Origin of the sequence: Gaetbulibacter sp. M235, assembly GCF_043876835.1 — a bacterium.
Lineage (GTDB): Bacteria > Bacteroidota > Bacteroidia > Flavobacteriales > Flavobacteriaceae > Yeosuana.
Genome location: NZ_JBAWJZ010000010.1, coordinates 1 through 14,056 on the forward strand (window position 1 = coordinate 1; position 14,056 = coordinate 14,056).

The window sequence follows — 14,056 nt, forward strand, 5'->3', positions numbered from 1 at the left end:
AAATAAAAACCGAATAGAAAATCCGCGAGGATTTTCGTAAGTAGGCTAGAACTAGCAATAAATTATATACGGTGTTAGCAGCTGTTTTTTATAAATTAAATTTCTGTTTGAAAATCGGAAGAAAGTCCAAAACTTTTTCAGATTTAATTACTATTCCAAGGTTATTAGGGATTCTTGAAAATGTCATTGGAACTTGAAGGTTAGGAACGTTAACTACTTGTAATTCTCCTGTTGCTGTATGTTGTGGTCCCGAATATAGAATTCCAAGAAAGTATAATCTAGCAGCTCCTATATTAAATCCTCCGTTTTTGGTCGAGTATCCGCTATTGTTATAAAGCAAGACTGGTGAGCCACTTGAACCAGGAAAACAAGCAGCGTCAATCATAAACTCTTTTTTGCCATTATAGTCAATATTTGGATGAGTTGCTGTTGTACCTTTTCTTATAATAGGCATATTGTTATGAGAATCCCAAATTCCATTTGGATAGCCAATCATTAGTATGTCCTCAACAACATCAAGTTCTTCTTGTTGCTGTTTATTTGGAATAATATTATTATCAAATGTTCTGTAGAAAAGGTTTGCATTCATTTGTTTAGCAGCACTAACAAGTTGACCAATAGGCATTGCACATAAATCTATATTTGGGTCAGGATGATAAGTCCACATTTTATCAAAGTCTTTTGAAAAGTCTAGTGTAAAATGGTCGGTTAAATTTGGATTACCATCTTTGTCCGATTTAGTAAGTTTAAAGCGTCCTTTTGCCATTCCTTCCGCTACGTGTCTATTTGTTACGACCATAGGGATGCTTTTTTCATCGTCTATTTTTAGGCTAAAAAAGAATCCTGTTCCAGTTCCCTTATCTCCATTTGGTTTTTCACATTCAATTCTAGTTGTGCTGTAGCAAATTTGTTCAAGTAAAGAAAGTTGTTTTGTCATATGTGAGTTGAGTTGGTTTAAATTGCTGCTAACGTAAGGATATATACACTAGTGTATATATCCCCACTATATATACTATTACGAATTTAATAAAAAATACCTTACAAATCCAAAGGATTTTTAATAGAATCGAAACTGCTTTTGGCTACATGAGTGTGAATTTCAGTGGTTTTGGTAGAACTATGTCCAAGAAGCAATTGGATGTACCTCAAATCCGTACCAGATTCCAATAAATGAGTAGCAAAACTATGCCTTAAAGTATGTGGGGTAACTTTTTTCCTTATTCAAGCCTTAATGGCAGCTTCGTTTATTATCTTACCAACACTATTGGCACTGTACTGGTCTCTTGTTTGTCCTTCAAATAAATAAACACTTGGTTTCCACTCTTTAAAATATTGCCTCAAATCCCTTAATGTGTTGCTGGACAACAATGTGTACCTGTCTTTGTTCCCTTTGGCATCTCGTACAAATATCAACATCCTAGAACTGTCAATATCGGTCGGTTTTAAGTTTAATAGTTCGCTTCTTCTCAGACCGGCCGAGTATAAAAGACTTACTATACATCTATGTTTTAAATTGTTGGTGTGGTCTATAATTTTCTTTACATTTTCTTTGGATAGAACCACGGGCAGTTTTTTGTCTTTTCTCGGACGTTCTATGCTATAGAACCTGTTGGGCATCCCCAAAACTATTTCATAATAGAATTTGATACTATTGATGGCTTGGTTGATATAGGATTTCAATCTGTCTTTTTGCACCAACCATTGTAGATACTGCCTAATATCATTTTCGTTCAATTCATCAATTGCAGTTTTGTTGTAGTAATTAATAAAATCCTCAAAAGAAGAAACATAAGACTTCACGGTACTATTGGAGTATTTTTTCAATTCCAATTTAATCAAATACGATTCGGGACAATATCTGAAACTATCATGTTTTTTCTGCTTCTAAACCACGCGACATCAAATGTTTCGAACAATTGCTTCGACCTGGTTTCTTGGAAGAAGTATTTTGAATTAATCCAGGCAATACCCCTAAATAGGTTATATATACTGTCAAGATTGTTTTTGTTGTTGGGCAGATAATGCATATTGAACTCGTCACTCCAAGAAACGGAGTCTAGTTCATTAACCAAAATGTTCAATGCCTTGTTTGAGTAGAATTCCAAACCTATACATTTATTATTGTCTATAAGAAGATGCTTTAGGGTAATTTGCTGATTGAATTTCATATATAATAGTATTTTCTTAAAAATATACCATAATGAATTTATAGTTGTACATTACACGTATAATAAACGTATAATGTACAGAAGAATATATACACCATGAAACCCTTTAAAAAATGCTTGTCCTGTGGAAAGGAATTGGAAGGACGTTACGATAAAAAGTTTTGCGACCCTTACTGTAAAGTTCATATCATTACCAAAGGAACGTTCAAAATGAAACAGCTTTCTATAAGAACATTGATAAGCAATTAAAACTGAACAGAAGATTGCTAAAAAACTTTAATAAAGCCGGAAAGGCCATTGTTAGGTTGGACGAACTGGTTGCGGAAGGATTTAACCCCAATTATTTTACCCATTATTGGAAAACCGCAAAAGAAGATGTTTACTTGTTTGTTTATGAATACGGGTTCTTAAAAAGAAAAGAAAATAATATTGAAAAATACGTCTTGATTAAATGGCAGGATTATATGGAAAAATAATTTTTATAGAAATTTAAGCTAAGTGCTTGTAGTAATCTTACATGTTATAGAATCAAATTTTTATAATTCTAGTATTAAGAGTTCGATATTTTTTTATTTGCCTAGCGAACAATTTTAAAAGGATTTGGTCTAATTATAATCATAAAAAAGATTAAAAAATCTATCTCAAAACTTTTAAAATTCATTAAGTTCAATTAATAATTAATTTATTAAATTGCATTAAATATTTTCAATAATCTGAAAACTTAAAACTGCATACGTTTTTGCATACGTTTTATAATTTTAAGGGTTGTTTCTCCTCATGATTGTGCTTGAAATTCTTTTGGCGCAGAGCTCATAACCCGAAGGTCACTGGTTCGAGTCCAGTTCCCGCTACAAAATGAAATTCATTCAATACTAACGGTTTAGTTTACTCTAAACCGTTTTTTATGAAAAAAACTTTTGAATTCAACAAATTGTGTCTCAATTCAGCTACTTTTTCAAGCGTTTGATATTGGTCAAGAATGTCAGAGTCAATTTCCGTCTTTTTCAAGTCAATTTTTTTATCTGAGGAACTTTGTTCGATAACATAACTTTCCGCTATTTCAATTACTTGATTTTTGGTCAGAATTTTAGTTGAAGCCAGCCTGTAAAAATCAATAAAATGTAAATGAGTTCAATTTTTATTTTGTTCATCTCAAATATATGCTAACAACCTGTTAAACACAGGTTTGCTTTGCGAAGGAAAAGATAATAAATTTAAGCAACAATGATTTGAGAATTTGATAGATTTTGGGAATTAAGCCTCAAATCATTGATTATCGACTAGGTAGCGGAGCTACCGTTAGTTGTTAAATTTATTAGATTGGGAGTTCAAGAAGCAGGGTCAAATTGCTTTTAGCACCTGCTATGTCACTTAAAAGGTTTGAGTCTGTCAGCTGGAGCTGTAGTTCATATATATGCCATAAGTAATTAGGTTTAGCAGGGCGTTAGAGCTCATTTAACTTGTGAGGGGAGTGCAAAGCACGTAGCAGCATAAGTCAGCTTTAGCTGAATGTGCTTCAAAGAAAATCTAAAAGGCCTTACAGACGTTTCATGTGTTAAATATCCTATTATATTTGTCTCGTATATGGAGCACCATTCTAACCAAACCTCTAGGTTGTAAACCATTGCTAAAGTAGTAGTAATCCCCCCAAAAGAGAAAGGCTTGCCCTTCTTTTCAAGAAAATAGAATTGCTGTTAATTAATTTTTTAAAACCTTAAAAATTTCACTTGCCATTAATTTAGCTCCTTCTGCATTGGGATGAACCCCATCGGGCAGTAAATTTGATTTATCAAGAAAAAATCCATAGAAATTAATGGTTTTAATATGATTGTCAGATGCTATTTTTTTTAAGATATCCAACATTTCAAATTTAAGAACATCTTTTTGCATACTCCATCTGTTTTCAAATATAGGTGGGGGTAGGCCAATATACAGAGTCGTTTTCGGATTTAGTTCCTTTAAAATTTTGAGCATTGCATTATAGTCTAAAACAAATTCATCTTTATTTGTATTCCAATTGAATGTTTTTGTGTCATTAGTTCCCAACATCAACACTATAATATTGGGTTTAAATTCTTTTACAGCTTTAAATTCAGGTTCCTGCCAATATGGTTTATTTCCTTTTTTAATCATATTGGCGCCACTAACCCCAAAATTTCTAACATCATATCTTTTTCCCATGAGCTTTTGAAGTTGCCTTGGGTATGACAGAAAATCCCTGTTTTTAATTCCTGAACCATAAGTAATACTGTCTCCCACACAGGCTATTTTTACCGGTGAGCAAGACGACATTAATAGCAGTATCCCTAATAGTGAAATATAAAACTTTTTCATTTGGAGCATTTTAATTATTATAAAAGATATTTGAGATTCAATAGATTCTTAATTTCTTTTTTTAAGATAATAACATCATTAACCATGCAGCAATGGCTGCTCCAATAATTGGTCCCAACACCGGAATCCATGCGTAGCCCCAATTGTTGGTTGCCTTGTTTTTAATTGGCAGTATGGCATGCACGATTCTTGGACCTAAATCTCTGGCCGGATTAATGGCATAACCGGTTGTGCCCCCTAAAGATAACCCAATGGACCATACTAAAAAAGCAACAGGCAATGCCCCTAGAGAACCTAAACCAACAATTGTTTGTTTATCATCAATTGAAGCACCAGTAAAGTATAAAATGGTAAAAATCAAAACAAAAGTGCCTAAGATTTCACTGAATAAATTTGAAAATAAATTTTTGATTGCCGGTGCTGTACAAAAGATAGCTCTTTTAGAATCAGCATCATCGGTATCACCAAAATGATCTTTATAGAACAACCAAACTAAAGAGGCTCCTATCATAGCTCCGATCATTTGCCCTAAAATATATGTTGGCACCAAATTCCATGAGAATTTGCCAGCAATGGCCAAACCAATACTCACTGCTGGATTGATATGGGCCCCACTATAGGGGCCAGTTACTACAACAGCTACATAAACAGCTAACGCCCAGCCTGTTGTAATTACTATCCAACCACTATTATTTCCATAGGTTTTATTTAAAACCACATTGGCTACAACGCCTCCTCCTAATAAGATAAGTAATGCTGTTCCTATAATTTCTGCAATAAATGGTGTCATTTTTTATTTTGTTTTTTATGTTATGAATTATTTTTTTGTCCAATATTCTAAAGCATCTATTGCTTTATACCAACCTTTGATGTTTTCATTTATTTCTTTTCTATCTGTAATAGGATTAAAACGTTGGTCTGTTTGCCATATTTGTTGAATTTCTTCTTGGTCTTTCCAATATCCCACTGCTAATCCGGCTAAAAAAGCGGCACCCATAGCGGTTGTTTCAACTACTTTAGGTCTAACGGTTACTGTATTTAATACATCGGACTGAAATTGCATAAGCATATTATTAATAGTAGCACCGCCATCAACACGCAATTCTTTAATGGAAATACCAGAATCGGCTTCCATAGCCTTCAAAACATCCATGGTTTGATAAGCAATGGATTCTAAAGCGGCACGTGCAATATGAGCATCAGTACTGCCTCTGGTTAATCCAAAAATAGTACCCTGTGCATGCTGGTTCCAATGGGGTGCCCCCAAGCCTGCAAAAGCTGGTACAAAATAAACCCCTTCTGCGCTGTTAACTGAACTTGCCAATTTTTCAACATCAGCAGACGTTCTAATGATTTTTAAACTGTCTCGCAACCATTGAACAACCGCTCCGGCAATAAAAATACTGCCTTCAAGAGCATAATGGGTTTTTCCATTAATTTTCCAGGCTACAGTTGTTAACAGATTATTCTTTGAAACAATAGGTTTCTCGCCAATATTCATAAGCATAAAACAACCTGTGCCATAGGTGTTTTTAACCATTCCGGATTTTGTACACATTTGCCCGAATAGTGCTGCTTGTTGATCTCCTGCAATTCCAGCAATAGGGATTTTGGTGTCATAAAAAGTTGAGTGAGTATGCCCGTAAACTTCACTGGATTGTTTAACCTGTGGCAACATACTTTTTGGAATGGTAAACAGTTCTAGCAATTCATCGTCCCAATCCATAGTATTCAGGTTAAACAACAAGGTTCTGGAAGCATTGGAAGCATCGGTTACATGTTGTTCGCCTTTTGTGAAATTCCAAATTAGCCATGTGTCTATGGTTCCCATAATCAACTCACCCGCTTCAGCTTTTTTTCTTGCTCCTTCAACATGATCTAAAATCCATTTTACTTTAGTCCCAGAAAAATAAGAATCAATAACCAACCCCGTTTTTTTTCTAATCAAATCACTTTTTCCTTGCTTTTTAAGTTCATCACAAAAATTGGATGTTCTTTTGTCTTGCCAAACAATTGCATTGTAAACTGGTTTCCCTGTTTTTCTCTCCCAAACTATAACTGTTTCACGTTGATTAGTGATGCCTATTGCCGCAATATTTTCAATATTTAAGTTTTTCTTAGCAATGGCTTCAGCGGCAACGCCTGCTTGAGTAGACCATATTTCAATAGGGTCATGCTCAACCCAACCCGGTTTCGGAAAATATTGTTTAAATTCTTTTTGAGCGAGTGAAACAATATGCCCTTGCTTGTCAAAAATAATGGCTCTAGAACTTGTAGTTCCTTGGTCGAGAGCAAGTATGTATTTTTCCATAGTCATTGTGGGTTAAAGGGTTTCAAAAAAAATTCTAATATAATAATTCGATTTATAAAATGTATTGATTTGCTATGTTTATAAAGTTTTTGATTTGTTGTTGTTTCCATGCTTCATCTTTATCCAGTTCATTGGCCAATAAACCGGCTACAACTGGAATGATTTCTATGGTTGCTTTAGCATCTATGAACAAGGCTCGCACCCGTCTTGCTAAAATATCTTCAACGGTTCTTGCCATTTCATTTCTAATGGCCCAGATAACTTCTGCTTTGGTATATGGTAACCGTGGATGTAATTTTTCTTCTAACTCAGGTGATTCTTTTGTTAGTTTTTTAATAGCATCTTGGTCGCTTCCATAAACATATAAATGGTTGGTTTTATCAACCATTTCTTTAGCTCCGTGAATTTTCAAATTTTTTGTCTTACATGCTATGTTAGGCAATCCAGCTGTGAGGATAGCCCTGTTAACAGTGTCTTGGGCCATTCTTCTATAAGTTGTCCATTTACCGCCCGTGATAGTGATTAATTTAGATGGAGACACAATGATTTTATGACTTCTTGATATTTCCTTTGTTTTTTCTGACTCGTCTTTTGAAACGGCCAAAGGCCTTAATCCTGCAAAGACACTTAGCACATCTTTATTGCTTATGTTTTTGTTTAAATAGTTGTTTGCGTTTGAAATGATAAAACCGACTTCTTCTTCTAAAGGCTTAGGTTCTAAACTGTGACTTTCAATTAGTGTATCGGTGGTACCTATAAGCACTTTATCATGCCAAGGCACTAAAAACAGTACCCTGCCGTCATTGGTTTTGGGGATCATGATGGCATCATTACCAGGTAGAAAAGATTTGTTCACAACTAGATGAACCCCTTGGCTAGGGCGAACAATATTCTTTGCTTTTGGATTATCCATTTTTAAAATTTCATCAGTAAAAACACCAGTAGCATTAATGACAATTTTGGCTTTTATAGTATAAAAAATATTGGTTTCTATATCTTGTGCAGTAACCCCATTAACAATGCCATGGTTGTTTTTCAACAGTTTCTGCACTTTAAAATAATTTAAAAGCGTTGCACCGTTTTCAATACAGGTTTGGGCAATATTTATTGCTAATCTGGAATCGTCAAATTGACCATCCTGATAGATTACACCTCCTTTAAGATTTTCATTTTTTATTGTCTTTAATCTGGAAAGAGTTTCTTCTTTTGAAATATATTCGGATTTTCCAAAGCTTAGTTTCCCTGCCAAAAAATCATAAATTTTTAGCCCAAACGTGTATAGGAAAGTATCCCATCTTTTATAGGTTGGGATTATGAATGATTGATTGCTCACTAAATGCGGCGCATTTTTTAACAGCAGGCCTCTTTCATATAAGGCCTCCTTAACCAAATCTATATTGCCTTGGGCCAAATATCTTACGCCCCCGTGAACCAATTTGGTGCTCCTGCTAGAGGTTCCTTTTGCAAAGTCTGCCTGCTCTAATAAAAGCGTTTTAAAACCACGTGTGGTACTGTCTGATGCAACCCCTAATCCCGTTGCACCTCCACCAATAACAACAACATCCCAGATGGAGTTATCTTTTAATTGCTTGGTTAATGTTTCTCTTTTGTACAAAATTGTTTAAATACTTTTAAATTATATATCAAATGGAACTCTTAAAATAAATTTATTTTGATAGGATAATCATTGTTAATCCTGCTACATATAACAACAACATAATATTTAATAGAGTTTTTGTTCCTTTGGGTGCTGTAGCAAACTCTTTCCAGATATAAATGCCCCAAATGGCAGCAACCACGGTTGCACCTTGCCCTAATCCGTAAGAAATAGCCGGACCTGCTTTTCCGGAAGCCAAGATACTTAAAGACATTCCTATACTCCAGATAATACCTCCTAAAACACCTATTGAATGATCTTTTTTGTTTCCGTTGAAATAATCACTAAAAGAAACTGCAAAACCTACAAAAGGACGCTTCATTTGAATGGTATTAAAAACAAAACTGCTCATTACCACACCAAGAGCAAAAACCACCAATGCGGTGTATGGAGTGAGTTTGCCTGGTTCAGGAATATTGAAATCAGTCACCATTGAACTTGCAACATATTTGTAGAACAATCCCATTAAACAACCACTTATAACAGATATTATCAATCCTTTTTTGGATACTTTTTCAACTAAATTGGCTTGCATTTTTTGGTAGGCTCTGGCATTTAGTATAATGGCCAAGGTTATTAATGCAACACCTACAAATATTAATGTTGGATCTCCCTGAGGATTTGAAATATAATTTACAATAACCCCTAATACCAAAGCAATTCCAATAGCGACAGGAAAAGCAACCGACATTCCCGCTATTGCTATAGCGGCTACCAACAATATGTTTGCAGCATTAAATATAGCCCCTCCAATAAAAGCAGATGCCAAACTTTCAGAATTGGCCTGTGAAAAATCTTCAAGAAATGACCTGCCTTCAATACCATTACTTCCCAACGTAAAAGCGAGTAGTAAAGTAGCTATAAGAATCCCAAACCCATAATCCCAATAAAATAGTTCAAACCTCCAAGTTTTAGTGGTCAATTTTGTTGTATTAGCCCAAGAACCCCAGCAAATCATGGTAACAACACAAAGGAAAATGGCCAATCCGTAATTTTCTACAATGAACATGAGTTAAGTTTTTAAGTTAGTTTTGTTTAATTGAAATTTCATTTCTGTAAGGAACTGATACTTGTGCCCCCAATCTTGTTACTGAAACGGAGGCTGCTTCAACAGCAAATCTTATTGCTATTTCCCAATCCATTTTTTCTGTAATGGCAACTGTTAAAGCACCGCTAAAGGTGTCACCAGCAGCCGTAGTGTCCAATGCTTGGACTATGGGTGCATTTATTTTTAGCTTTAAGGTATTGTTTTGAAAATAGGCGCCTTGTTTACCCAAAGTAATAATCACATTTTGAACGCCTTTGCTTAAAAAAACTTCTGCAGCTTGTGAAGCTGTTTTATCATTTAAAACGGTGATACCAGTTAATAATGTAGCTTCTGTTTCGTTTGGTGTCACTAAGAATAAACCGTTCAATAATTCATCATCAAGTTTTTGTGCAGGTGCAGGGTTAATAATTACTTTTTGGTGATTTGCTTTTGCTTTTTTTGCAATGAATGTGATGGTTTCCATAGGAATTTCCAATTGCATTAGAATGATTTCAGCACTTGAAATATCCTTTACTTTTTCAATATCTGAAGGCAACAGATAAGCATTGGCACCGGGAGCAACGACAATACAATTTTCGCCCTCTTCATTTAATAAAATCAAGGCTGTACCAGATGGCGCTTTTTCATCAGTAAAAACAAAATCAGTATTGATCATGTCTTTTTGTAGGCCTTCAACGGTTTGTTTGCCAAAAATATCGTTACCTACTTTTGAAACAAACGTTACATTGCCTCCCAATCTAGCCGCCGCAACTGCTTGATTGGCACCTTTACCGCCCGCATTCATAAAGAAAGTTCCGCCTAAAACAGTTTCTCCTGGTAGTGGAAGTGTTTTTGTTTTTACTACCATATCGGTATTTGAACTGCCTATGACGATTATTTTGTTTGTTTTCACTTTTAATGGATTTGTTCAGCTTAATTTTTTAGATTTTATACTTTTCTTCTTTGGTAACGGTTTTCCATTGGTCAGTTCTAAAAGGAACAGCAGGAAATCCTTCCTTGTTAAACAAATTGCTTTCTGTTGCGTCACCAATCCAGCTATAATGAACGGCAATTGGTGTATCTACTTCGTTGCTTGAAAGTATTATTTTATTGTCTTTGATGTAAGCTGTTGCATAATGAAAAATCTGGTCTTCTCCAGCTATTTCAAACCCTTTAATATACCCGTATTTGTCTGGTGTATATAAACCACTTCCAATATCATCAAATGAAACTATAATTTGATTACCTTTTATTTCCATTGATTTATACATAGGGCCACTACAAACCATGGGCTTATCATATACATTATTAAAAGCAAGAGCTGCCAATCGTTTTCCTACATCTTGCTTGTTGGTAGGATGAATATCTCTAGGATTAGTAACCAAATCTGTTGTAACAACCATTCCTGTATTTGGTAAGCTCAAAGCTATTGTTTGTGCTTCCCTAAGTTCTGCCCAACCACAACCATCGTTACTGTTTCCTCCGGCAAAAAAGGATGCTAATTGCATAAAATAAAAGGGAAAATCACCTTGATTCCATTTTTGGCGCCAGTTGTTTATCATTAGTGAAAATGCTGTTCGATATTGAAAAGATCTTCTTGCATTGGATTCTCCTTGATACCATAATACGCCTTTGAAAGCAAATGGAATGAGCGGATTTATCATGGCGTTGTAGCATAGTGAAGGAAATGAATTTTCGTTGTTTGTTTTTTTTATGGATTCTACCTGAAATTTCCAAATCCCGTTTAATGGAATGACAGTATTATCAATAATTAATCTGAGATTAGCAGGGTCTCCATAAATACCACCGCCACCGCCAGTATCTGTTACTCTTATGGCAATTGTATTGACCCCTTCATTCAATACACCTGCCGGGATTGTATATTTCCTAAAAGCGTCCCACTGGTTAGTACTTCCTATTTTTATGCCGTTTACGTAGGTATCGTCATAGTCATCAATTGTTGAGAGTTCTAAAACTGCTTGTTTTTTACTATCACCAGTAGGTATAACAAAAGACTTTCGCAGCCAAACTATACCGTCTAATTCACCTAAACTTTGCTGTTCCCATAATCCTGGTTGGTTCAATTCTGGCCAATTGGAATCATGATATGCCACTTCTTTGAAATTATTTGCATTTGCTGCATTTATTTTTTCACCTTGTATTTTTTCTATTCTCTTTTCAAACGTTTTTACTTTGAGTTTTGAAAGTGAGTCTAAACTTATTTTAGGCATACCGGCAATTATTTCTGTAAATTCATCACTACTTTCATAACCATCTCTACTAATCCAAGTTTCAATATTTGTTCCTCCCCATGATGTGTTTATGAGCCCGATTGGAATTTTTAATTCGTTGTATATGTTTTTCGCGAAAAAATATCCGGCAGCCGTAAAATCTCCAACAGTAGTAGAATCGCAGACCTGCCAACCATTAGCTGAATTTACATCTCTTTGAGGCAATGAATTTATTTCTTTGTCAATTTTAATATGCCGAATCATTGGATTATTTGCAGAAGCTATTTCTTTTTTAGCGTCGTTAGACTGTACAACTGACCATTCCATATTTGACTGTCCTGCACATATCCAAACCTCTCCAACAAGTACATTTTTTATTTGAATGGTATTTTTCCCTTTAATGATTAATTCAAAAGGGCCTCCTGCAGTTTCGTTATCTAAATGGATCATCCATTTACCATTTTTGTCTGCCGAGGTTTTTTTGATTTGCTTGTCAAAATGAACTTCAATTTTTTCATTTGGTTTGGCTTTTCCCCAAACAGGGATTGGTGTATTTCTCTGCAACACCATATTGTCAGAGAAAATTTTAGATATGGAAACCTGCGCATTAATTATAATGCTGTTAATTAGTATGGTTATAAGAAACAAATACTGTCTTTTCATTTTTAATAACTTTAATATGCTTTTATTTAATTTCAATCCAATCCAACTTAATAGTGTTGGATTTTACCAAAATTTTAATCTTGTTTTCTCCTTTATTCAAATAAAAATTTCCTAGGGTTGTTTCTGTCAAATTTTTGTTGTTAACTATAGAAATTATTTTTTTGTCATTAATTTCTATGCTTAGTTTGGTGGGCTTTGCTCCACTGGATGCTTTTAACGAAAATCGAAATGTTTTGTCTTCCAGACTCGTAAACTTATAAACTACCCATTCTGATTTTTGAAGTTCAATAGATTGGTCTGACCAAAATTGCGTTTCATCCGTACTGTCCAACTTTATTTGAACAGGTTCATCCTTTCTGTAAAATTCAGATTTTTTTAGTGTTTCTAAAACAAAATAAGAACGGTTGTAACCATCAAAACCATAATTTTCGGCTTCTATTTTACCAGGGATTCTTGTGTTTATAGCGTTACAGACATCTTCAAAATACTCGCAGTTTGATAGTTTAATGTTTTCTAAGAAGTCATTAAATGCTTTTTCGGCAACAATACTATCTGGTTTTTCTCCTCCTCTTGTATATTCAGAAATTAAATCCCAATTAGCTGGTTTTTTAATGGAGTAGGGTGTATTTTTAGTATTCAATTTTTTCCAAGGCCAAAATGAAAAACCAATGTTATTTTTTTCAAAATATTGTGTGGTTGCCCAATAAATGGCATTTCCTTTTTCACCGGTTTCTCCAACCCAAATAGGTGTGTTAAGCTCATTGCGTTTTTTTAGAAAGCCATCAATACTATTCAAATTATCTGGTCTTGACCAGCAATAATAATGAAACTGATAAAAAACATTAGAATCAAAAGGTGTGTCAAAAAGAGACCAATCATTTGCCCAATTAAAACCTTCTAAAGTAATCATATGTTTTTGATCTACTTTTCTAATTTCAGATGTAATGTGTTTATACAAAGGCACAAGTAAATGTTTGTATTTTTCTGCGGATCCGGTATTGATTGGTAATGGCTCGTTTAATAAATCGTAAGCAGCAACGGTTGGTTCATCTTTATATCTTTGAGCAATTTTTACCCAAAGATTAACAAGTTGATTTTCAAATTTTTTATTAATGAATAGTTCTGGTTGATCGTTTGCACTATCATCAATATTGGCACCCGTTTGTCCACCAGGAGCTCCGTGCATATCAATAATAACATAAACTTTGTATTTTTTGCACCACGAAATTAAGGAGTCAATCAACTGAAACCCTTCTTCAAGATAGACAGGGTTTTCATCTTCAGTCAAAAATAATCTAGAATTTAGAGCTGGTCTAACAGAATTAAAACCCAATTCTGCAATTCGTTTAATATCAGCCTCTGTGATATAGTGCTGTCTATAAGTTTTCCAAAAGTGAGCAGATTTTTCTTTTCCAATTAAATCTTCTACTACTTTTTCAATTTTTCTGGGACGATCGCCGAGACCACCAAACTTCCACATGTAACCTTCAGGTAAAAGCCAGTTTCCAAGTCCAACACCTTTTAAATATATTTTCTCGCCAGTTTCGTTGACTATATCTTGTCCAGATGTATGCAAAAAAGTTAAATTGTTTTCTTGCTTTGTTTGAGCCTGAGAAAAATAGGCAATAATTAAAAATAAAAATAAAGTTCTAAATTTTTTCATCT

General features: G+C 34.4%; 11 protein-coding genes and 1 pseudogene. 1 reads left to right on the plus strand and 11 read right to left on the minus strand.

From position 1 onward, the window contains the following. Positions 1-88: 88 nt before the first annotated feature. The 3 genes and pseudogenes from V8G69_RS14365 to V8G69_RS14375 form a co-directional block, all read right to left on the minus strand. Entirely contained in the window at positions 89-937 is an 849-nt protein-coding gene (locus tag V8G69_RS14365; RefSeq protein ID WP_394882772.1) for a serine protease, read from the minus strand. 101 nt (positions 938-1,038) lie between these two features. Next, positions 1,039-1,800: pseudogene (locus V8G69_RS14370) on the minus strand (tyrosine-type recombinase/integrase). Between the two features lie 35 nt (positions 1,801-1,835). Continuing rightward, positions 1,836-2,168, minus strand: a complete 333-nt coding sequence (locus V8G69_RS14375; RefSeq protein WP_394882773.1) for a hypothetical protein — start codon at positions 2,166-2,168, stop codon at positions 1,836-1,838. A 263-nt stretch (positions 2,169-2,431) separates the two neighbouring features. Between V8G69_RS14375 and V8G69_RS14380 the strand changes: the two genes are divergently transcribed. Further along, entirely contained in the window at positions 2,432-2,644 is a 213-nt protein-coding gene (locus V8G69_RS14380) for a hypothetical protein (RefSeq protein ID WP_394882774.1), read from the plus strand. 1,222 nt (positions 2,645-3,866) lie between these two features. Here the strand turns inward: V8G69_RS14380 and V8G69_RS14385 are convergent. The 8 genes from V8G69_RS14385 to V8G69_RS14420 all read right to left on the minus strand — a co-directional run bounded on the left by V8G69_RS14385 (position 3,867) and on the right by V8G69_RS14420 (position 14,054). Continuing rightward, entirely contained in the window at positions 3,867-4,502 is a 636-nt protein-coding gene (locus tag V8G69_RS14385) for a GDSL-type esterase/lipase family protein (RefSeq protein WP_394882775.1), read from the minus strand. Positions 4,503-4,563: 61 nt separating this feature from the next. After that, positions 4,564-5,292, minus strand: coding sequence for an MIP/aquaporin family protein (locus V8G69_RS14390; protein WP_394882776.1), 729 nt, complete (start codon positions 5,290-5,292; stop codon positions 4,564-4,566). A gap of 27 nt (positions 5,293-5,319) precedes the next feature. Beyond that, entirely contained in the window at positions 5,320-6,813 is a 1,494-nt protein-coding gene (gene glpK, locus V8G69_RS14395) for a glycerol kinase GlpK (RefSeq protein WP_394882777.1), read from the minus strand. Positions 6,814-6,865: 52 nt separating this feature from the next. Then, a complete protein-coding gene (locus V8G69_RS14400; RefSeq protein ID WP_394882778.1) occupies positions 6,866-8,428 on the minus strand; it encodes a glycerol-3-phosphate dehydrogenase/oxidase in 1,563 nt (520 codons plus the stop codon). A 52-nt stretch (positions 8,429-8,480) separates the two neighbouring features. Continuing rightward, positions 8,481-9,479, minus strand: a complete 999-nt coding sequence (locus V8G69_RS14405; protein ID WP_394882779.1) for an L-rhamnose/proton symporter RhaT — start codon at positions 9,477-9,479, stop codon at positions 8,481-8,483. A 16-nt stretch (positions 9,480-9,495) separates the two neighbouring features. Continuing rightward, the gene (gene rbsK, locus V8G69_RS14410) at positions 9,496-10,410 is read right to left on the minus strand and encodes a ribokinase (protein WP_394882780.1); all 915 of its coding nucleotides are present in this window, start codon (positions 10,408-10,410) and stop codon (positions 9,496-9,498) included. A gap of 28 nt (positions 10,411-10,438) precedes the next feature. Then, a complete protein-coding gene (locus V8G69_RS14415; protein ID WP_394882781.1) occupies positions 10,439-12,391 on the minus strand; it encodes a sialate O-acetylesterase in 1,953 nt (650 codons plus the stop codon). Positions 12,392-12,413: 22 nt separating this feature from the next. After that, positions 12,414-14,054, minus strand: a complete 1,641-nt coding sequence (locus V8G69_RS14420; protein ID WP_394882782.1) for a cellulase family glycosylhydrolase — start codon at positions 14,052-14,054, stop codon at positions 12,414-12,416. Between the last annotated feature and the right edge of the window lie 2 nt (positions 14,055-14,056).

Excerpts from the sequence above, each read along its gene's own strand:
- V8G69_RS14365 (WP_394882772.1), bottom strand. The coding sequence starts at position 937 with ATGACAAAACAACTTTCTTTACTTGAACAAATTTGCTACAGCACAACT.
- V8G69_RS14375 (WP_394882773.1), bottom strand. The coding sequence starts at position 2,168 with ATGAAATTCAATCAGCAAATTACCCTAAAGCATCTTCTTATAGACAAT.
- V8G69_RS14385 (WP_394882775.1), bottom strand. The coding sequence starts at position 4,502 with ATGAAAAAGTTTTATATTTCACTATTAGGGATACTGCTATTAATGTCG.
- V8G69_RS14390 (WP_394882776.1), bottom strand. The coding sequence starts at position 5,292 with ATGACACCATTTATTGCAGAAATTATAGGAACAGCATTACTTATCTTA.
- glpK (WP_394882777.1), bottom strand. The coding sequence starts at position 6,813 with ATGGAAAAATACATACTTGCTCTCGACCAAGGAACTACAAGTTCTAGA.
- V8G69_RS14405 (WP_394882779.1), bottom strand. The coding sequence starts at position 9,479 with ATGTTCATTGTAGAAAATTACGGATTGGCCATTTTCCTTTGTGTTGTT.
- V8G69_RS14415 (WP_394882781.1), bottom strand. The coding sequence starts at position 12,391 with ATGAAAAGACAGTATTTGTTTCTTATAACCATACTAATTAACAGCATT.
- V8G69_RS14420 (WP_394882782.1), bottom strand. The coding sequence starts at position 14,054 with ATGAAAAAATTTAGAACTTTATTTTTATTTTTAATTATTGCCTATTTT.